Raw genomic sequence first — 17,210 nt, 5'->3', positions numbered from 1 at the left:
CTACCTCAGCTTCAGGGTGGCGAGGCCGATGAGCACCAGGATCACTGTGATGATCCAGAAGCGCACGATCACCCGGGGTTCGGGCCAGCCCTTGAGTTCGAAATGGTGGTGGATCGGGGCCATGCGGAACACCCGACGCCCGGTCAGCTTGAACGAGGCGACCTGGATGACCACGGAAAGGGTTTCCATCACGAATACGCCGCCCATGATGAACAGCACGATTTCCTGGCGAACGATGACCGCGATGGTGCCCAGGGCGGCACCCAGGGCCAGGGCGCCCACATCCCCCATGAATACCTGCGCCGGGTAGGTGTTGAACCAGAGGAAACCAAGGCCGGCCCCGATGAGCGCGCCACAGAAGACGATCAGCTCGCCCGCGCCTGGCACATAGGGGATCAGCAGGTAATCGGCGAATTTCACGTTGCCCGACAGGTAGCAGAAAATGCCCAGGGCCCCGCCCACCATCACGGTCGGCATGATGGCCAGGCCATCCAGGCCATCGGTGAGGTTGACCGCGTTGCTGGAGCCGACGATCACCAGGTAGGCCAGGATCATGAAACCGGCGCCCAAGGGTACGCTGGCGTCCTTGAGCATGGGCACGATCAGCGTGGTTTCGACTGGCGTGTTGGCGGTGGTGTAGAGGAAGACCGCGGCGCAGATGCCGAACACCGATTGCCAGAAATACTTCCAGCGGCTCGGCAAGCCCCGGGAGTTCTTCTCGATCACCTTGCGGTAGTCGTCCACCCAGCCGATGCCGCCGAACAGGAAGGTCACCACCAGCACCACCCAGACATAGCGATTGCTTAGGTCGGCCCACAACAGCGTACTGATGCCGATGGCTGAAAGGATGAGCGCGCCGCCCATGGTCGGCGTGCCGGACTTGGACAAGTGGGACTGAGGACCATCGTTACGCACGGCCTGGCCAATCTGGCGGATCTGCAAGGTGCGAATCATCCATGGCCCCAGCCACAGTGCCAGGACCAACGCGGTCAGCACACCCAGGATCCCGCGCAGGGTCAGGTACTGGAAGACCGCGAAGCCCTTGTAGAACTGTTGCAGGAATTCGGCCAACAGCAGCAGCATTAATGTGTCTCCCCGCTGGCACCGCGCAAGGCCGCTACGACGTGTTCCATCGCAGCACTACGCGAGCCTTTGATCAAAATGGTTGTGTCGGCTGCCTGCTCCGAGGCCAGGGCCTGGATCAGGTCAGCTTGAGTGTCGAAATGGCGGGCGTTCTCACCGAATGCCTGGACGGCGTTGGCCATGAGCGGGCCAACGGCATAAAGCGCGTCGACCTTGCCCTGGGCGTAGGCACCTACCTGGCGGTGGCCTTCGATAGCCCAGTCACCTAGTTCGCCGATATCTCCGAGCACCAGAACGGTGCGGCCGGAAAAGCCGGCGAGTATATCAACCGCCGCGTTCACCGAGGAGGGATTCGCATTGTAAGTGTCATCGATCACTCGCACGCCGCTAGCGGTCACCTGGGCGACGGTCCGGCCCTTGACCGGTTGCACACTGTTGAGCCCTCGGGCGATCTCCGGCAGGGTGGCGCCCATGGCCCGAGCCGCGGCGGCGGCGGCCAATGCGTTGCGAACGTTGTGCTGGCCGAGCAGGTTGAGCTGGATGCGCTCGATGCCGTCGCCGCAGCGCAGTTCGAAGGCCGGGCAGCCACGCGCGTCTGTGCTCACGGGGCCGGCATGGAAGCTGGCTTCAGGGTTGGCCAGGGAGAACGTGAGGATCGTACGCCCCGCGGCCCTCCTGGCCCACACCGGATAGGCCCTGTCGTCGAGGTTGAGCACGGCCACGCCGGTGGCGTCGAGCCCCTCGAGGATCTCGCCCTTGGCCTCGACGATCTTCTCCGGGCCGCCGAATTCGCCCACATGGGCGGTGCCGGCGTTGTTGATCAGCGCCACGGCCGGCCGGGTCAGGCCCACGGTATAAGCGATTTCGCCGATGCGCGAAGCACCCAGCTCGATCACCGCCGCCCAGTGCTCGCCAGCCAGTTCCAGCAATGTCAGGGGCGCGCCCAGGTCATTGTTGAGGTTGCCGCGGGTGGCCAGGGCCGGGCCACGGACACGCAGGATGGCGGCCAGCATTTCCTTGACCGTGGTCTTGCCGCTTGAGCCCGTGATGGCAGCCACCGGCCCGGTGAACGCCTGACGATTCAGCGCGCCCAACTGGCCCAGGGCGAGTCGGCAGTCGGCCACCAGCAACTGCGGCAAGGGTGCATCCGGAATCTCTCGTTCCACCAGGGCGGCCACCGCGCCTTTGCCAGCTACCTCGACCAGATAATCGTGGCCGTCGAAGCGCGGCCCGGCCAAGGCGATGAACAGCTGGCCCGGCGCGATGGCGCGACTGTCGATACTGACGCCCGTGAACGTGCGGTCCTCACCCAGCAGGCGCCCACCAAGGGGTTGCGCCACGCGCGCCAGGGACAGGGGCTCAAGCATGGTCTCGCTCCCAGGTAGCCAAGGCCGCTTCGGCCTGTTCGATGTCGGAGAACGGGTGTCGCTCGCCAAGAATTTCCTGATAGTCCTCGTGCCCTTTGCCGGCCAGCACCACAACGTCACCGGCCCGGGCGTCGCCCACCGCTTGCGCGATGGCCTCGCTGCGTCCGGAAATGAACCGGGCCTGCCCAGGCTGGGCGAAGCCAGGACGGATATCGTCGAAGATGGCTTCGGGCGCCTCGCTGCGCGGGTTGTCATCAGTGACCACGACCTTGTCGGCCCAGGTTTCGGCGACCTGTGCCATGAGCGGACGCTTGCCCCGGTCACGGTCGCCGCCGCAGCCGAACAGACAAACCAGGCTGCCGCTCACATGGGGGCGCAAGGCCTGGAGAACCTTCTCCAGGGCGTCCGGCGTATGGGCATAGTCCACCACTACCAACGGGCGTTCGCCGCCGCCCAGGCGCTGCACGCGGCCCAACGGTCCCTCCAGCGCTGGAACGACCTTGAGGATCTCGTCCAGCGGATAGTCCATCGCCATCAGGGCGCCGATGGCCGCCAGCAGGTTGCTCAGGTTGAAGCGGCCCAGCAAGCGGCTGCGCAGGTTGAAGGTGCCTTGGGCGGTGACCAGGGTAGCTGTGACGCCCTGATCGTCGAAGCGGGCATCGCGGCAGTACAGAGTAGCGCTCGCCTCGGCCAGGCTATAGCCGATGAGCCGGGAGGTACCCGGCCGCCGGGCCAGGTCCTGGCCAAGTTCGTCATCGAGGTTGATCACCCGGGCGCGCAAGGTAGGCCAGGCAAACAGGCGGGCCTTGGCATTGGCGTAGGCTTGCATGCTGCCGTGATAGTCGAGATGGTCCCGGGACAGGTTGGTGAACACGGCGATACCGAAATCCACCGCCGCCACGCGCCCCTGCTCCAAGGCGTGGGAGGAGACTTCCATGGCCACGGCCCGGGCGCCGGCCTTGCGCAGGTCGGCCAGGGTCGCCTGCACCGCCACGGCATCCGGAGTGGTCAAACGGCCACTTTTGAGTTCGCCATGAAAGCCGCTGCCCAGGGTGCCGATCAGCCCGCACGAGGTGCCGAGCCGGTCCAGCGCCTGGGCGATGAGCTGGGTCACGCTGGTTTTGCCATTGGTTCCGGTAACGCCGATCATGCGCAGATGACGGCCCGGCTCAGAATAGAAACGTCCGGCGATGGCCGATAACTGGCCCGCAAGCCCACGCACCGGAACCAGGGGTACGTCGGTGAAAGGCAGGACATTGGCGCCTTCGGCCTCATAGGCCACTGCCGCGGCGCCTCGCGCCAGGGCATCGGCGATGTGCTGGCGGCCATCGACCCGGCCACCGGGCACGGCCAGGAACAGGTCACCTGGGCGAACCTGCCGACTGTCCAGCGCCAGCTCGCGGATCAGCGGATCGCGCCCGGCATCGGGGAACAGGTGGGTCAGGGGCATGCTCATCCTTGGCGTCCTTTGCCAGGCGCGGGCGCGGGCACCGGAGTGGCGCTGGCCTGCTGTTGTGGGGTGGCCGCCGGAAGGTTGTCCGGTGGTACGTTCATCAGGCGCAGCGTGCCCGACATCACCTTGCTGAAGACAGGCGCGGATACCAGGCCACCGAAGTAACCGCCCGCGCCGGGCTCGTCAATCACCACCACCACCGCGTAGCGCGGGTTGGCCACCGGACCGAAGCCGGCGAACAGAGAGCGGTAAGCGTTCTCGGTGTAGCCACGCGAGCCAATGGTGGCCTTGCGCGCGGTACCGCTCTTGCCCGCCACGTGGTAGCCCGGCACCTGCGCGCGATACACACCGCGTGGTGCTTCGATCACCTGCTGCAGCATGCCCTGGATGGTCATGGCCACGTTTTCCGGAATCACCTGGTTGCCTTCCGGCGGATTGTCCACTTTCAGGATCGACAGCGGCACCAGCTTGCCGTGGTTGGCCAGGGTGGCATAGGCGTGGACCAGTTGCAGCGCCGTTACCGAAAGGCCGTACCCGTAGGACAAGGTAGCGGTTTCCGCCTTGCGCCATTCGCGGTGGTTGGGCAGGTTGCCCACCCGCTCGCCCGGGAAGCCAAGCCCGGAGTACTGGCCCAGGCCCACGGAAGACATCACGCGGTAGATATTCTCGCCGCCCACATCGAAGGCGACCTTGCTCATTCCCACGTTACTGGAATTGATGAGGATGCCGGTCAGGTCCAGCACCGGCCCCTCGGTCTTGGAGACGTCCTTGATGGTGTAGCGGCCGATCTGCAGCGACCCTGGGTATACCTCCACCTTGTCCGTCGGCTTCCAGCGCCCGGTTTCCAGGGCCGCGCTCATGGACAGTGGCTTCATGGTCGAGCCAGGCTCGAATACGTCGATGATGGCGCGGTTGCGCATGGCCGCCGGCACCATGGTGCGGCGGTTATTCGGGTTGTAGGTGGGCATATTGACCATGGCGAGCACCTCGCCACTCTTCACGTCCATGATCACCAGGCTGCCCGCCTTGGCCTGGTTCTCCGTAATGGCCTTGCGCAGCTCCCGTGTGGCCAGGTACTGCAGGCGCAGATCAATGGACAAGGCCAGGGTTTTCCCGGCCTTGGCGTTCTTGGTCACCTGCACGTCGCGAATGAGCCGCCCGCGCCTGTCCTTGATCACCTGGCGCCGGCCAGGCACGCCGGCAAGCCACTCGTCGTAGGCCAGCTCGACACCCTCGCGACCGTGGTCGTCCAGGTCGGTGAAGCCGACCATATGGGCGGTGACGTCGCCGGCCGGGTAGAAACGACGGAACTCCTCCAGGCCATAGACGCCGGGCACCTTCAGGTCCAGTACCGCCTGGCCCTGCTCCGGGGTCAGCCCGCGGACCAGATAGAGGAATTCCTTGCTGGCGTTGGCTTCGAAACGCTCGCTGAGCTGCGCCGGGTCCTGACCCAGGGCACGGGCCAGTTCGGGCCAGCGGTCCTTGGCCAGCTGCAACTCCTTGGGGTTGGCCCACAGGGTGCTCACCGGCGTACTGACCGCCAGGGGCTCGCCGTTGCGGTCAGTGATCAGGCCGCGATGCGCGGGAATGGGGATATGGCGCATGCTGCGGGCATCGCCCTGGCCCTTGAGGAAATCACGGTCCACTACCTGCAGATCGATGATGCGCCAGCTGATGGCCGCCACCATGATGCCAAGCAGGCCGAGCACGACGCGGAAACGCCACGGAAAAAGGGCTCCGTCGAGTTTCATCATGGCGCCACCATCCGCACGTCCGCCGCGTCAGGCACATGCATTTTCAGCTGCTCGGTGGCCAACGCCTCGATTCGGCTATGGGCCGTCCAGGTGCTTTGCTCGAGTATGAGGCGGCCCCACTCGGCCTGGGCCTTGTCGCGCTCATTGAGCTCGGTGTAAAGGGCGTTGAGCAAGGTGCGGTTCAAGTGCGCGCTATAGGCCACCGCGATGGCGGACACCAGCACCCCCACGAACAGCAGCAGCATCAGGAAACTGAAGCGTGGCAATGGCTTGAAGAAGAGCTGGCTCACCGCAGTTTCTCCGCCACGCGCATTACGGCGCTGCGCGAGCGCGGGTTGGCCTTGAGCTCGGCTTCAGAAGCGAAACGCGCCTTGCCCAGGGTACGCACGATCGGCTCGAAACGCTGTACTTGCACAGGCAGGTTGCGCGGTAGCTTGTCCTGCTCGCCTTTCTCCAGGCGGCGCAGGAACAGCTTGACGATGCGGTCTTCCAGGGAATGGAAGCTGATCACCACCAGGCGGCCGCCCACTTCGAGAATGTCCAGCGCGGCCTGGAGCCCCGCCTCGAGGTCGGCCAGTTCGCTGTTGACGTGAATGCGCAGCCCCTGGAAGGCTCGGGTAGCCGGATGCTTGTTCTTCTCCCAGGCCGGGTTGGCATCCTTGAGCACCTGCGCCAGGTCGGCGGTGCGCTCGAACGGCTGCGTCTGACGCCGCTCCACGACCGCCCGCGCCATGCGCCGGGCGAAACGCTCCTCGCCATATTCCTTGAAAACCCGGGCGATTTCCTCCTCAGGCGCTTCGGCAATGAAGCGCGCCGCGCTGATGCCCTGATCGGGATTCATGCGCATGTCCAGCGGGCCGTCATTGAGAAAGCTGAAACCGCGCGCCGGATCGTCCAATTGCGGGGAGGACACGCCCAGGTCCAGCAGGACGCCGCTGATCTTGCCGGCCAGGCCAAGGCGATCGGCTTCGGCAGCCATCTCGGCGAAACTGCGCTGCACAATGACAAAGCGGCCGTCTTCGGCCGCCAGCGCTTGCCCGGTAGCAATCGCCTGAGGGTCTTTGTCGAAGCCAAGCAATCGGCCGCCCCCCCCCAGATGCCGGAGGATCAGACGGCTATGGCCGCCGCGACCGAAGGTGCCATCTACATAGCAGCCGTCCGCGCGCACGTTCAAGGCCTCGATCGCCTCGTCTAGCAACACGGTGATATGGTTGTAGCTGCTGTCGGTCGTCACAGGATCAGGTCACGCAGTTCATCAGGCATGGCGCCCGGTTGTTGGATTGCTTCGAGGTCCGCCGCGGAAACCGCGTTCCAGGTGTCCTCGTCCCACAGTTGAAACTTGTTCAGCTGGCCTACCAGCATCGCCTTCTTGTCCAGGCGGGCGTAGTCACGCAAACGTGGGGGAACAAGAAAGCGGCCACTGGAGTCGAGCTCCAGGTCTACCGCGTTACCGATCAACAGCCGTTGCAGGCGCTTGACTTCCTCTCGCAACGAGGGAAGCGCCTTGAGCTTGGTTTCGATGATTTCCCATTCGTCGAGCGGGTAGAGGTTCAAACAAGGGTCGACCGTATCGATGGTGATGATCAACTGGCCACTGCTTCGCGAATTCAGCTCGTCGCGGTACCGGCTCGGCATAGCGAGACGGCCTTTTGCGTCAAGGCTGATGGCATTGGCTCCGCGAAACACTGTTGAGCTTCCCCGAAAAAGATACTGCCGCGCTATTGTTCGTCTGCGCCTGAATTTCCCACTTTCTGCCACTTTCCGCCACTCGCGCACACTATAGGAATCCCCCCACGGCAGCGTCAAGGCGCGCCGTCAGGGAAAACCCTTACATATCGGTGATTTACGACACAGATGAAGTGGAAAGCCTGAAAAAGCGAGACAAAACGCCTGAGAAACCCCTTCCGGGCCAGTGGTTTGCGTCAAATAGTTAAAGTGAATTGTGAGAATTAAGATTTTTTCGGTATTACCAGGGAGGGGGAGACAAACGAAACGGGGACGAAAAGAAAGGTGGAGAGTCGGCCTGTAAGCCGGGTTCTGTCGAGGACAGCCATTCCTCTACGGTGGTCATCACTGAACACCTTTAGCAACCTACCCGGTTCCAGCGCGGGCCACGCCTATGGAACCCTATTTGGTCTTGCTCCGAGTGGGGTTTACCTTGACCACGGACTGTTGCCAGCCGCGCGGTGCGCTCTTACCGCACCTTTTCACCCTTACCGGCGCCGAAGCGCTTAGGCGGTTATTTTCTGTGGCACTTTCCGTAGGCTCGCGCCTCCCAGGCGTTACCTGGCACTCTGCCCTATGGAGCCCGGACTTTCCTCCCCCGCGCATGCGAGCATGCAACGGCAGCGACTGTCCAACCGACTCTCCGGCGGCAAGGTTACCGGCAGCGGCCTCTGGTTACAAGCGATGACAGCCGAGCGAGCTTGCTAGCGCCTATTTTAGCGGCAGGTCATTCTACCCCTGTCGCTCCAGAGCGACCTGGTACAGCAGGTTCTTGCGTACGCCTGTGATCTGCGCCGCCAGGGCGGCGGCTTTCTTCAGGGGCATCTCGGCCAGGAGCAGGTCCAGTACACGCAGTGCTTCGACACTCAGGGTCTCCTCGCCAGTGGGAGCGGACCAGCCAGCGACCAGCACCACGCATTCGCCGCGCTGCTGGTTCACATCGGTTTCGATGAATGTCTTCAATTCGGCGAGCGGCGCGCTCTTGAGCGTTTCGAAGGTTTTGGTCAGCTCGCGTGCAAGTACCGCGGGGCGGTCAGGGCCGAATACCGCCTCCATGGCCTGGACCGACTCGAGAATACGATGCGGCGCCTCGTAGAAGATCAGGGTGCGCGGCTCTTCGCGCAGCGCCTCCAGGCGACTGGTGCGCGCAGCGGCCTTGGCGGGGAGAAAGCCCTCGAAAATGAAGCGATCGGACGGCAGTCCGGCAGCCGATAGCGCGGCGATCACCGCACAGGCGCCAGGTACAGGCACCACGGGCACGCCAGCGGCGCGAGCCTGGCGGACCAGATGGTAGCCAGGATCCGAAATCAATGGGGTGCCCGCATCGGAAATCAGGGCCACGTCATCGCCAGCTTGCAGCCTGCCCAGAAAGCGGCCGCCGTCCTCTCGCTCGTTATGCTCATGGCAGGCGGCCAGCGGAGTCTGGATGCCGAAGTGCTGAAGCAGGCGCAACGAGTGACGGGTATCCTCGGCGGCAATCAAGGCCACCTGCGTCAATACCCGCAGGGCCCTGGGGGTCATGTCCTCGAGATTACCGATAGGGGTGGCGACCACATAAAGTGTGCCTAAAGTTGAATCAGTCGCGCCTGGGAGGGTCACAGCACACACCTTGGAAGGCCGGGAAAGCGGCCATTGTAACGGCGCGACAGCAGTTTTGCCGAATCCCCGGCCCGGGGCCTCGTCATCGCGTCGCCGCCGGGCCTTGGGTACAATTGTTCGTCCAACGATCCGTATCAGGAAGATGTACATGACCGGTTGCCTGCGTCCGCTATTCGCCCTATTCCTGGCCATGCTCCTGGCCGCGTGCGCGAGCCAGCCGGGTTCGTCCCTGGGCGAGCTGCCACGCACCGCCAACGCAAGCGTGGATGAGCTGTTGCGGCAGGCCGCGGCGAGCAAGGCGCCGGACGAAGCCGCCTTCCTGCGCCTGAGCGCGGCGAGCAAGGCCATGGAACAAGGGCAGGACGCCATTGCCACACAGGTTTTCGGCCAGCTGGACCTTAATCAGCTCAAGCCTGCCCAGCAGGTATTCGCCAGCACACTGTTGGCCGAACTGGCCATGAACCGCAACGACCCCAAGGCAGCGCTCACGGCGCTGAAACATCCGAGCCTCGAGCACCTGGGCGAACTGCCCGTCGACCAGCAGATCCGCACCCAGACCGTTCGCGCCCGGGCCTTGGAGGCTGACGGCCAGATCTTGGCGGCGGCGCGTGAGCGCATCTTCATGGCGCCCATGCTGCAAGGGGACGCGAGCACCGCCAATCACGAGGCCATCTGGAAACTGGTGGCAAGCCTGCCGGCCGACCAGCTCCAACCCAGCGGTGCCGACGACCTCGCAGGCTGGCTGAGTCTGGCCCAGGTCGCCAAGACGCCCGGCACGCTGGAGCAGCAGAAGGCGGCCATCGAGGCATGGCGCGCGCAGCATGCCAGTCACCCGGCAGCTGTCACCCTGCCGCTCCCCTTGCAACAACTGATGACGGTAACCAACCAGCCGCTGGACCGCGTCGCCCTGCTGCTGCCTCAACAAGGCCAACTGGCCGGTGTTGCCCGAGCCCTGCGTGACGGCTTCATGGCCGCGCACTACCAGGCCCAGCAGAGCGGCCAGCCGACGCCGGCCATCGAATTGTTCGACAGCGCCCGCGTCACTTCCATGGACGAGTTCTACCGCGAGGCCCAGGCCAAGGGCATCCAGCTGGTGGTCGGCCCACTGGAGAAGAACCTGGTCAAGCAACTGAGCAGCCGCCCCCAGCTGCCCGTCACTACCCTGGCGCTCAACTATAGCGACAGTCCCCAGCCGGGCCCGGCGCAGCTCTTCCAGTTCGGCCTCGCCGCGGAAGACGAAGCCCGTGAAGTGGCGCGCCGCGCTCATGCAGACGGCCTGCAGCGGGCCGCTGCCATAGTGCCCAAGGGCGAGTTCGGAGACCGGGTACTGGCAGCGTTCCGCCAGGCCTGGCAAGCCGAGGGAGGCACGCTGGTCGCCGCGGTGCAGATCGACCAGCCGGTCGCGCTGGCGGGGCAGATCGCCGAGCTGCTGCAGGTTCGCCAGAACGGCACCGGTGGCCAGGGCAGTCGCCGCCAGGACGTGGACTTCATCTACATGACCGCCACGCCGCAGCAGGCCCAGCAGGTCAAGCCCACGCTCAATTATCAGTACGCCGGCGACATCCCGGTGTATGCCACCTCCCATGTGTACAGCGCCAGCGGTGACCAGGCCCAGTATACGGACCTGAACAACGTACGCTTCTGCGAAACCCCCTGGCTGCTCGATGCGAACAACAGCCTGCGCCAGCAGGTCGCCCGCCAGTGGCCGCAGGCGAACACCAGCCTGGGCCGCCTGTACGCCATGGGGGCCGACGCCTACACCCTCGCTCCGCGGCTGGGGCAACTCAAGGCCTTGCCTGACAACCGCATCGAAGGGCTTTCGGGAAGCCTGAGCCTGAATGCCGCCCAGCGAATCGAGCGCCAGTTGCCCTGGGCTCAATTCACCGGTGGGAGGGTCGAGCCCATGCCATCCAGCGCCCAGTGACCCGCCTGCCCCATCCCCGTCCGGGCCAGCAGGCCGAGGACTGGGCCGAACGCCATCTACAGGGGCACGGGCTGCAACTGCTGGCCCGCAACTGGCGCTGCCGGTACGGTGAACTGGATCTGGTCATGCTGGAGGGGGATACAGTAGTATTCGCCGAAGTTCGCTATCGGCTGCACGCTGGCTGGGGTGGCGCCCTCGGCAGCGTCGACGGTCGCAAGCAGGCGCGAGTGGTTACCGCTGCGACGTACTTTCTCCAGGAAAACCCCCAATGGGCCGAGCACTCTTGCCGTTTCGATATCGTCGCTATCGAAGGCACTGACCCTCAAGCGCTTGGGCTGACCTGGCTGAAGGATGCCTTCACCAGCTGAAACGCACCGGTTCGATCTCATCAGGCATACGCCGCGGCCTGCCCCGGCGTCCCCGCTTCGCGGGCTCAGGTTTCTAAGGTAGACGATGGACATGCAATCCCGGATTCGCCGGCTCTTCCAGGCCAGCATCGACACCAAGCAGCAGGCCATGGAAGTGCTCGCTCCCCATATCGAGCAAGCCAGCCAGGTCATGGTCCATGCCATGCTCAGCGAGGGCAAGGTGCTCGCCTGCGGCAATGGAGGGTCTGCCGGAGACGCGCAGCATTTTTCATCGGAGATGCTCAACCGATTCGAACGAGAGCGGCCGGGCCTGCCCGCCATCGCCCTGACCACGGACGCCTCGACCTTGACGTCCATTGCGAACGACTACAGCTACAACGAGGTCTTCTCGAAGCAGATCCGCGCACTGGGCCAGGCGGGCGACGTGCTGCTGGCGATTTCCACCAGCGGCAACTCGGCCAATATCATCCAGGCCATCCAAGCGGCTCACGACCGCGACATGACGGTAGTGGCGCTCACCGGCCGGGACGGAGGCGGCATGGCTTCGCTGCTGTTGCCCGAAGACGTAGAGATCCGCGTTCCATCGCAGGTAACCGCGCGCATCCAGGAAGTACACCTGCTGGCGATCCACTGCCTTTGCGACTTGATCGACAGCCAATTGTTCGGGAGTGAAGAATGAGCCCCATCCGTATCGGCCTCGCGGCCTTGACCGCTTGCATCGCCCTCTCCGGCTGCAGCTCCGTGCTGACTGCCACCCGCGACAAGCCCATCGACGACGACCGTGGCACCCGCACCCTGGGCAGCAAGATCGACGACTCACTGATCGAGACCAAGGTGGCGGTGAACGTAGCCAAGGCCAGCCCTGACCTGGACCAAGGCTCCCATATCGTGGTGACCAGCTACAACGGCGTCGTGCTGCTGGCCGGCCAGACCCCGCGCGCGGACCTCAAGACACTTGCAGGGCAGGCTGCCGGCTCTGTCCAGCGAGTCAAGAAGGTAGAGAACGAACTGCAGGTCGCCCAGCCTTCTTCGATGCTGGCCCGCAGCAACGACGCCTTGCTGACCACCAAGATCAAGACCCAGATGTTCGCGGACAATGCCATTCCGGGTTCACGCATCAAGGTAGTTACGGAAAATGGCATCGTCTACCTGCTCGGCCTGGTTTCCCAGCAAGAGGCGAATCGGGCCACCACCCTGGTACAAGGCGTCTCGGGCGTCCAGAAGATCGTCAAGCTGTTCGAATACATCGACTGAATACCCATGAAAAAGGCGACCTCACGGTCGCCTCTATCACTTCACTACCTTGAGGCTTGGCCGGCCGCTGGGGCGCGGCGGCTGCCCACCCGACGGCGGCAGATCGTCACCATCGGTGTGCTCGCCCTCAAGCTCCACATCATCCTCGAGGGACGGCACTTCAGGGTCGAATACCATACCCTGCCCGTTCTCACGGGCGTAGATGCCCATGATCGCCCCCACCGGTACATACAAGGAATGGGCGACACCGGAAAAACGACCTTCGAAGCTCACCGCTTCGTTATCCATCTGCATATGGCGCACCGCGCTGGGCGACACGTTCAGCACGATCTGACCGTCAGTGGCGAATCCCTGGGGGACTTGCACGTTACGGTATTCTGCATTGACCAGAATATGGGGGGTGCAATCGTTATCCACGATCCACTCATACAGCGCGCGGACCAGGTAAGGACGACTGGAATTCATCAAGGGCTCCTCTAGAACTAGCGCATTTCACGTTCGGCGGCGGATAGACTCGCCTCAAAAGCTTCACGAGCAAACTGCCGGTCCATGTAGTCAAGCAGCGGCTTGGCAGCCTTGGGCAGCTCCACCCCCATCACCGGCAAGCGCCAGAGTATGGGCAGTAGACAGCAGTCCACCAGGCTTTGCTCATCGCTCATGAAGCATGACATCTCGGCGAACAATGGCGAGACGCCGGTCAGGCTTTCGCGCAGGTACTTGCGGGCTTCGGAACGGGCAGCCTCCTTGCTTCGTGGATCGAGCAGCAGATCCACATGACCACACCAATCACGCTGGACGCGGTGCATCAGCAAGCGCGTGTTGGCCCGAGCCACAGGATAGGCGGGCAAGAGTGGCGGATGCGGGTAGCGTTCATCCAGGTATTCCATGACCACGGTGGATTCATACAAAGCCAGGTCCCGGTCAACCAGGGTAGGCAGGGACCCATAGGGGTTCACATCCATCAGGCCCGCAGGCTGCCGTCCGGGGACGGTATCGATGATCTGCACGGTCACGGCTTTTTCGGCAAGCACGATGCGCACACGATGGGAATAATGGTCGGCCGGGTCGGAATAGCAGGCCAACCGGTTGGCTACGCCCATGGCGATTTCCTCGCTGGAAGCGGATAAACGAACGCGCCCAGGCAAGCCTCGTTCGCGGCGGGCATGGAATGCCCTGGCCACAGATTGAACGTAGGCGCCCCCGGGCGCGCGATAGCCGCGAATCTTACAGCAAAACCGTCGCTAGCGGGCGGGAATGCCAGAACGCCACCGATGCCTGCAGCATCCGGCAACTGAAAAACACCCAAACGAAAAAGCCCGATTCTTTCGAACCGGGCTTTTCGTGAAGCGAAAGCAGCGAATTAACGCTTGGAGTACTGCGGACGCTTACGCGCTTTACGCAGACCGACTTTCTTACGCTCAACTTCACGGGCGTCGCGGGTAACGAAGCCAGCACGACGCAGGGCGCCACGCAGGGTTTCGTCGTAGGCCATCAGGGCACGGGTGATACCGTGACGGATAGCGCCGGCCTGGCCGCTGACACCACCACCGGAAACGGTAACGTAGACGTCGAACTTGGCGACGTTTTCAGTCAGTTCCAGCGGCTGACGAACAACCATGCGCGCGGTTTCGCGACCGAAGAAGGTATCCAGCGGGCGGTTGTTGATAGAAATGTTGCCAGTACCCGGCCGCAGGAATACGCGAGCGGTTGCGGTCTTGCGACGGCCAGTGCCGTAGTTTTGAGTCGCCGACATAGTGAACTATTCCGTTAAATCTTCAGTTCTTGAGGCTGCTGAGCAGTATGAGGGTGAGTAGCGCCCGCATAGACTTTCAGCTTACGGTACATGTCGCGACCCAGCGGGTTCTTCGGCAGCATGCCCTTGACCGCGGTTTCGATGACACGCTCAGGTGCCTTGTCGATCAGCTTGTCGAAAGTGATCGATTTGATACCGCCCGGGAAACCGGAGTGGGAGTAGTACACTTTGTCAGTGGACTTGGCGCCGGTTACACGCACCTGCTCGGCATTGATCACGACGATGTAGTCGCCGGTGTCAACGTGGGGGGTGTATTCAGGCTTGTGCTTGCCACGCAGACGGCTCGCGATTTCGGTAGCCAGACGACCCAGGGTCTGGCCAGCGGCGTCGACGACAAACCAGTCGCGCTTTACTGTTTCCGGTTTAGCAGTAAAAGTTTTCATTCTTTATAGCCTCAGGGGCCGCCCAGCAAAAATAGACGGCGGAGCTTACTGAATAGTGCTTGCTTTGACAAGGTCAAAGGCAGCCGCATCCAGACGCTTTCGGGGGCTCGGGTCATCGCGTCGGGTCCGGCAAAGGGCCTGTCCGGGAGGGGCATCACTTCCTCCGCGTGCAGAGCAGGCGAATTATCCGGATTGGCCGGAAAATTTCAAGTTCTTTCGCTAGCCCTGTACGCACCACCGCCTACTGGACACCAGGCGACAAAAACAAGACGATAGTGCCAAAGCGTGACCGCTATCCCACAAGAACAATGAACATGCCCTCACAGCCCTCTCCCCGCCTCCAGCGGGTCGCGATACTCGTCACAACCAATGTCTTCGCCTCTACCCTGATGCAGGCCAAGGATTTCTTTCATCTGGCGAGCCTGCGCTACGGGCGCGAACTTGGGCTGGGGTTGGTCCCCGCCTACGAGACCAGCCTGGTCAGCGCAGGCGGTGAAGGGGCGCAAACCTTCAGCGGTACGCGAATGGATGCCGAAGGCGCGCTCGCGGACGCTGACGTGATCATATTGCCGGCCTTCTGGGGGGAGTTTTCGACCACCTCGCCGGAAACGACCCAGGTGCTACCTTGGCTGCGACAGCAACACGCCCAGGGCGCGGTATTGTGTGGCGAAGCCAACGGCGTCTTCTGGCTCGCCGAAGCGGGGCTGCTGGACGGCAAGGAGGCGACCACTTACTGGCGCTACTTCGACGCGTTCAGCGAACGGTACCCCAAGGTTCGACTGAACCGGGAAAAGCACTTGACCGACGCGGACAACCTCTACTGCGCCGCGGGGCTGACGTCGGCCTGCGACCTGTACATCTATGTGATCGAGCGCTTCTGCGGCCCGCGCGTTGCGCAAGCGGTGGCGCGGGACATCCTTCACGAGGTGCGGCGCAGTTATGCTCCCGGGCGAATCGGCTTCGGCGGGCAAAAACTGCATCAGGACCTGCAGATCCTCCAGGTGCAGGACTGGCTTGAAACCCACTTCGCCGACAAGTTTCGCTTCGAAGACCTGGCCCGCGAACATGGCATGAGCATCCGCAACTTCATGCGGCGATTTCACGCGGCCACGGGAGACAAGCCTCTGCACTACCTGCAACGGTTGCGGATTGAAACCGCCAAGGGGCTGCTTTCGGCCAGCGGCAAGAGCATCAAGACCATCAGCTACGAGGTGGGCTACGACGACGCGAGCTTCTTCGCCAGGCTGTTTCGCCAGCACACGGGCGCTTCCCCCAACCAGTACCGTCAGGGCTATCGCGGGGGTACCGCGGCGGCCAGCCCGGCGCGCCTGGCGCAGGCCACCGCCGAGGTCGTCAGCTCAAGGCTTGTGGGCGCGTGAGAGGAACTCGTGAGACTGCATTTCCAGCAGGCGGCTTAGGGTACGTTGGAATTCGAAGTTCAAGCGGCCACCGGAATACAGGTCCTTTAGCTCCACTTCAGCGGAGATGATCAGCTTTACGTTGCGGTCGTAGAACTCGTCCACCATGTTGATGAAGCGGCGGGCAATGTCGTCGGTCGCGACGCCCATCTGTTCCACGCCACTGAGAATCACGGCGTGGAAAATCTTGCCCAGCTCGATGTAGTCGTTCTGGCTGCGCGGCCCGTCGCACAGGGCGCGGAAGTCGAACCAGGCCACGTCGTCACAGGTACGCAGCGCGTGGATCTCGCGGTTCTCGATGATCAGAACATCGTTTTCCACCGGTTGGGTGCACTCCGGCGTCAGTGCCCGGAAGCTCTCGCGCAGGCTTTTCTCCGCCGCCTCGTTCAGAGGGAAGTGGAACAGTTCCGCCTGCTCCAGATGGCGCAGGCGATAGTCCACCCCACTGTCGACGTTGACCACTTCGGTGTGCTGCTTGATCAGCGCGATGGCCGGCAGGAAACGGGCCCGCTGCAGGCCGTCCTTGTAGAGGCCGTCCGGGACGATGTTGGAAGTCGCCACCAGGGTGACCCCATGCTTGAACAGTTCTTCCATCAAAGTGCCGAGAATCATGGCGTCGGTGATATCCGACACGAAGAATTCGTCGAAACAGATCACCCGCGACTCGCTGGCGAATCGCTTGGCGATCAACGTCAACGGATTCTTCTCGCCCTTGAGGGTTTTCATCTCCTCGTGGACCCGCTTCATGAAACGGTGGAAGTGGGTACGGGTTTTTTCCTTGAACGGCAGCGCTTCGAAGAAGGTATCGACCAGGTAGGTCTTGCCCCGCCCTACACCGCCCCAGAAATAAAGCCCTTTGATCGGTGCAGTGTCTTTCTTGCCGAAGAGTTTGCCCAGCAGGCCCGGCTTGTGGGTGTCCGCGGCGATCAAATCATCGTAGAGCCGCTGGAGATGGCGCACCGCTGTTTCCTGCGCCGCATCGTGGAAGAAATCAGGACGTTTCAGGTCGGCTTGGTATCGTTCAAGGGGCGTCATAAGTCGTCTACGGGCTGTAAAACCGGGCCGCCAC

At 63.2% G+C, this 17,210-nt stretch carries 18 protein-coding genes and 1 other RNA gene; 5 read left to right on the top strand and 14 right to left on the bottom strand.

The genetic code is table 11. The features are described from left to right. The 9 genes from mraY to rsmI form a co-directional block, all read right to left on the bottom strand. A complete protein-coding gene (gene mraY, locus ACP691_RS01975) occupies positions 1-1,083 on the bottom strand; it encodes a phospho-N-acetylmuramoyl-pentapeptide-transferase (protein ID WP_040261833.1) in 1,083 nt (360 codons plus the stop codon). Further along, positions 1,083-2,450: a UDP-N-acetylmuramoyl-tripeptide--D-alanyl-D-alanine ligase gene (locus ACP691_RS01970; protein ID WP_426149834.1), complete on the bottom strand. Its 1,368-nt coding sequence runs from the start codon at positions 2,448-2,450 to the stop codon at positions 1,083-1,085. The genes mraY and ACP691_RS01970 overlap by 1 nt, the downstream gene beginning before the upstream one ends. After that, complete coding sequence (locus tag ACP691_RS01965) at positions 2,443-3,906, bottom strand: UDP-N-acetylmuramoyl-L-alanyl-D-glutamate--2,6-diaminopimelate ligase (RefSeq protein ID WP_426149833.1); 1,464 nt, start codon at positions 3,904-3,906, stop codon at positions 2,443-2,445. The genes ACP691_RS01970 and ACP691_RS01965 overlap by 8 nt, the downstream gene beginning before the upstream one ends. Next, positions 3,903-5,654 carry a peptidoglycan D,D-transpeptidase FtsI family protein gene (locus tag ACP691_RS01960; RefSeq protein WP_426150199.1) on the bottom strand — a complete coding sequence of 584 codons (1,752 nt, stop codon included), beginning with the start codon at positions 5,652-5,654 and terminating at the stop codon, positions 3,903-3,905. The genes ACP691_RS01965 and ACP691_RS01960 overlap by 4 nt, the downstream gene beginning before the upstream one ends. After that, on the bottom strand, positions 5,654-5,947 hold the full coding sequence (gene ftsL / locus ACP691_RS01955; protein ID WP_040261829.1) for a cell division protein FtsL: 294 nt from the start codon (positions 5,945-5,947) through the stop codon (positions 5,654-5,656). Before ftsL ends, ACP691_RS01960 begins: the two co-directional genes overlap by 1 nt. Then, positions 5,944-6,891 carry a 16S rRNA (cytosine(1402)-N(4))-methyltransferase RsmH gene (rsmH, locus tag ACP691_RS01950; protein ID WP_426149832.1) on the bottom strand — a complete coding sequence of 316 codons (948 nt, stop codon included), beginning with the start codon at positions 6,889-6,891 and terminating at the stop codon, positions 5,944-5,946. Before rsmH ends, ftsL begins: the two co-directional genes overlap by 4 nt. Next, a complete protein-coding gene (mraZ, locus tag ACP691_RS01945; protein WP_040261827.1) occupies positions 6,888-7,343 on the bottom strand; it encodes a division/cell wall cluster transcriptional repressor MraZ in 456 nt (151 codons plus the stop codon). Before mraZ ends, rsmH begins: the two co-directional genes overlap by 4 nt. 324 nt (positions 7,344-7,667) lie before the next feature. After that, positions 7,668-8,025: RNase P RNA component class A (gene rnpB, locus ACP691_RS01940), an RNA gene on the bottom strand. Between the two features lie 89 nt (positions 8,026-8,114). Beyond that, entirely contained in the window at positions 8,115-8,981 is an 867-nt protein-coding gene (gene rsmI, locus ACP691_RS01935) for a 16S rRNA (cytidine(1402)-2'-O)-methyltransferase (protein ID WP_426149831.1), read from the bottom strand. A 148-nt stretch (positions 8,982-9,129) separates the two neighbouring features. On the opposite strand from rsmI, the gene ACP691_RS01930 reads away from it, so the two are divergent. The 4 genes from ACP691_RS01930 (at position 9,130) to ACP691_RS01915 (ending at position 12,527) form a co-directional block, all read left to right on the top strand. Next, positions 9,130-10,905, top strand: a complete 1,776-nt coding sequence (locus ACP691_RS01930; protein WP_426149830.1) for a penicillin-binding protein activator — start codon at positions 9,130-9,132, stop codon at positions 10,903-10,905. Between the two features lie 5 nt (positions 10,906-10,910). Next, positions 10,911-11,273 (top strand): YraN family protein, encoded by a 363-nt coding sequence (locus tag ACP691_RS01925; protein WP_426150198.1) that lies wholly within the window; start codon positions 10,911-10,913, stop codon positions 11,271-11,273. 85 nt (positions 11,274-11,358) lie between these two features. Next, on the top strand, positions 11,359-11,952 hold the full coding sequence (locus tag ACP691_RS01920) for a phosphoheptose isomerase (protein ID WP_040261823.1): 594 nt from the start codon (positions 11,359-11,361) through the stop codon (positions 11,950-11,952). After that, positions 11,949-12,527 carry a BON domain-containing protein gene (locus ACP691_RS01915; protein ID WP_426149829.1) on the top strand — a complete coding sequence of 193 codons (579 nt, stop codon included), beginning with the start codon at positions 11,949-11,951 and terminating at the stop codon, positions 12,525-12,527. Before ACP691_RS01920 ends, ACP691_RS01915 begins: the two co-directional genes overlap by 4 nt. 36 nt (positions 12,528-12,563) lie before the next feature. Here ACP691_RS01915 and ACP691_RS01910 read toward each other — a convergent pair whose 3' ends face one another. The 4 genes from ACP691_RS01910 to rplM all read right to left on the bottom strand — a co-directional run bounded on the left by ACP691_RS01910 (position 12,564) and on the right by rplM (position 14,723). Beyond that, entirely contained in the window at positions 12,564-12,992 is a 429-nt protein-coding gene (locus ACP691_RS01910; RefSeq protein ID WP_040261821.1) for a ClpXP protease specificity-enhancing factor, read from the bottom strand. 17 nt (positions 12,993-13,009) lie between these two features. Further along, positions 13,010-13,627: a glutathione S-transferase N-terminal domain-containing protein gene (locus ACP691_RS01905; protein WP_426149828.1), complete on the bottom strand. Its 618-nt coding sequence runs from the start codon at positions 13,625-13,627 to the stop codon at positions 13,010-13,012. Positions 13,628-13,887: 260 nt separating this feature from the next. Continuing rightward, positions 13,888-14,280: a 30S ribosomal protein S9 gene (rpsI, locus tag ACP691_RS01900; protein ID WP_040261819.1), complete on the bottom strand. Its 393-nt coding sequence runs from the start codon at positions 14,278-14,280 to the stop codon at positions 13,888-13,890. Positions 14,281-14,294: 14 nt separating this feature from the next. Beyond that, complete coding sequence (gene rplM / locus ACP691_RS01895; protein ID WP_040261818.1) at positions 14,295-14,723, bottom strand: 50S ribosomal protein L13; 429 nt, start codon at positions 14,721-14,723, stop codon at positions 14,295-14,297. 314 nt (positions 14,724-15,037) lie between these two features. Here rplM and ACP691_RS01890 point away from each other — a divergent pair, with 314 nt between their 5' ends. Further along, positions 15,038-16,102 (top strand): GlxA family transcriptional regulator, encoded by a 1,065-nt coding sequence (locus tag ACP691_RS01890; RefSeq protein WP_426149827.1) that lies wholly within the window; start codon positions 15,038-15,040, stop codon positions 16,100-16,102. Here the strand turns inward: ACP691_RS01890 and zapE are convergent. After that, positions 16,082-17,176: a cell division protein ZapE gene (gene zapE, locus ACP691_RS01885; RefSeq protein ID WP_426149826.1), complete on the bottom strand. Its 1,095-nt coding sequence runs from the start codon at positions 17,174-17,176 to the stop codon at positions 16,082-16,084. The genes ACP691_RS01890 and zapE overlap by 21 nt on opposite strands. Positions 17,177-17,210 lie beyond the last annotated feature (34 nt).

The sequence above is a fragment of the Pseudomonas sp. DC3200b2 genome (assembly GCF_049895785.1).
In the GTDB taxonomy this organism is placed as follows: Bacteria; Pseudomonadota; Gammaproteobacteria; order Pseudomonadales; family Pseudomonadaceae; genus Aquipseudomonas; species Aquipseudomonas massiliensis.
The sequence above is the reverse complement of the archived record's forward strand: the minus strand, read 5'-3'. Positions and strand labels throughout refer to the sequence as shown.

Excerpts from the sequence above, each read along its gene's own strand:
- rpsI (WP_040261819.1), bottom strand. The coding sequence starts at position 14,280 with ATGTCGGCGACTCAAAACTACGGCACTGGCCGTCGCAAGACCGCAACC.
- ACP691_RS01965 (WP_426149833.1), bottom strand. The coding sequence starts at position 3,906 with ATGAGCATGCCCCTGACCCACCTGTTCCCCGATGCCGGGCGCGATCCG.
- mraY (WP_040261833.1), bottom strand. The coding sequence starts at position 1,083 with ATGCTGCTGCTGTTGGCCGAATTCCTGCAACAGTTCTACAAGGGCTTC.
- ACP691_RS01930 (WP_426149830.1), top strand. The coding sequence starts at position 9,130 with ATGACCGGTTGCCTGCGTCCGCTATTCGCCCTATTCCTGGCCATGCTC.
- ACP691_RS01970 (WP_426149834.1), bottom strand. The coding sequence starts at position 2,450 with ATGCTTGAGCCCCTGTCCCTGGCGCGCGTGGCGCAACCCCTTGGTGGG.
- rplM (WP_040261818.1), bottom strand. The coding sequence starts at position 14,723 with ATGAAAACTTTTACTGCTAAACCGGAAACAGTAAAGCGCGACTGGTTT.
- ACP691_RS01890 (WP_426149827.1), top strand. The coding sequence starts at position 15,038 with ATGCCCTCACAGCCCTCTCCCCGCCTCCAGCGGGTCGCGATACTCGTC.
- ACP691_RS01910 (WP_040261821.1), bottom strand. The coding sequence starts at position 12,992 with ATGAATTCCAGTCGTCCTTACCTGGTCCGCGCGCTGTATGAGTGGATC.
- ACP691_RS01905 (WP_426149828.1), bottom strand. The coding sequence starts at position 13,627 with ATGGGCGTAGCCAACCGGTTGGCCTGCTATTCCGACCCGGCCGACCAT.
- ACP691_RS01920 (WP_040261823.1), top strand. The coding sequence starts at position 11,359 with ATGGACATGCAATCCCGGATTCGCCGGCTCTTCCAGGCCAGCATCGAC.
- ACP691_RS01960 (WP_426150199.1), bottom strand. The coding sequence starts at position 5,654 with ATGAAACTCGACGGAGCCCTTTTTCCGTGGCGTTTCCGCGTCGTGCTC.
- ACP691_RS01915 (WP_426149829.1), top strand. The coding sequence starts at position 11,949 with ATGAGCCCCATCCGTATCGGCCTCGCGGCCTTGACCGCTTGCATCGCC.
- zapE (WP_426149826.1), bottom strand. The coding sequence starts at position 17,176 with ATGACGCCCCTTGAACGATACCAAGCCGACCTGAAACGTCCTGATTTC.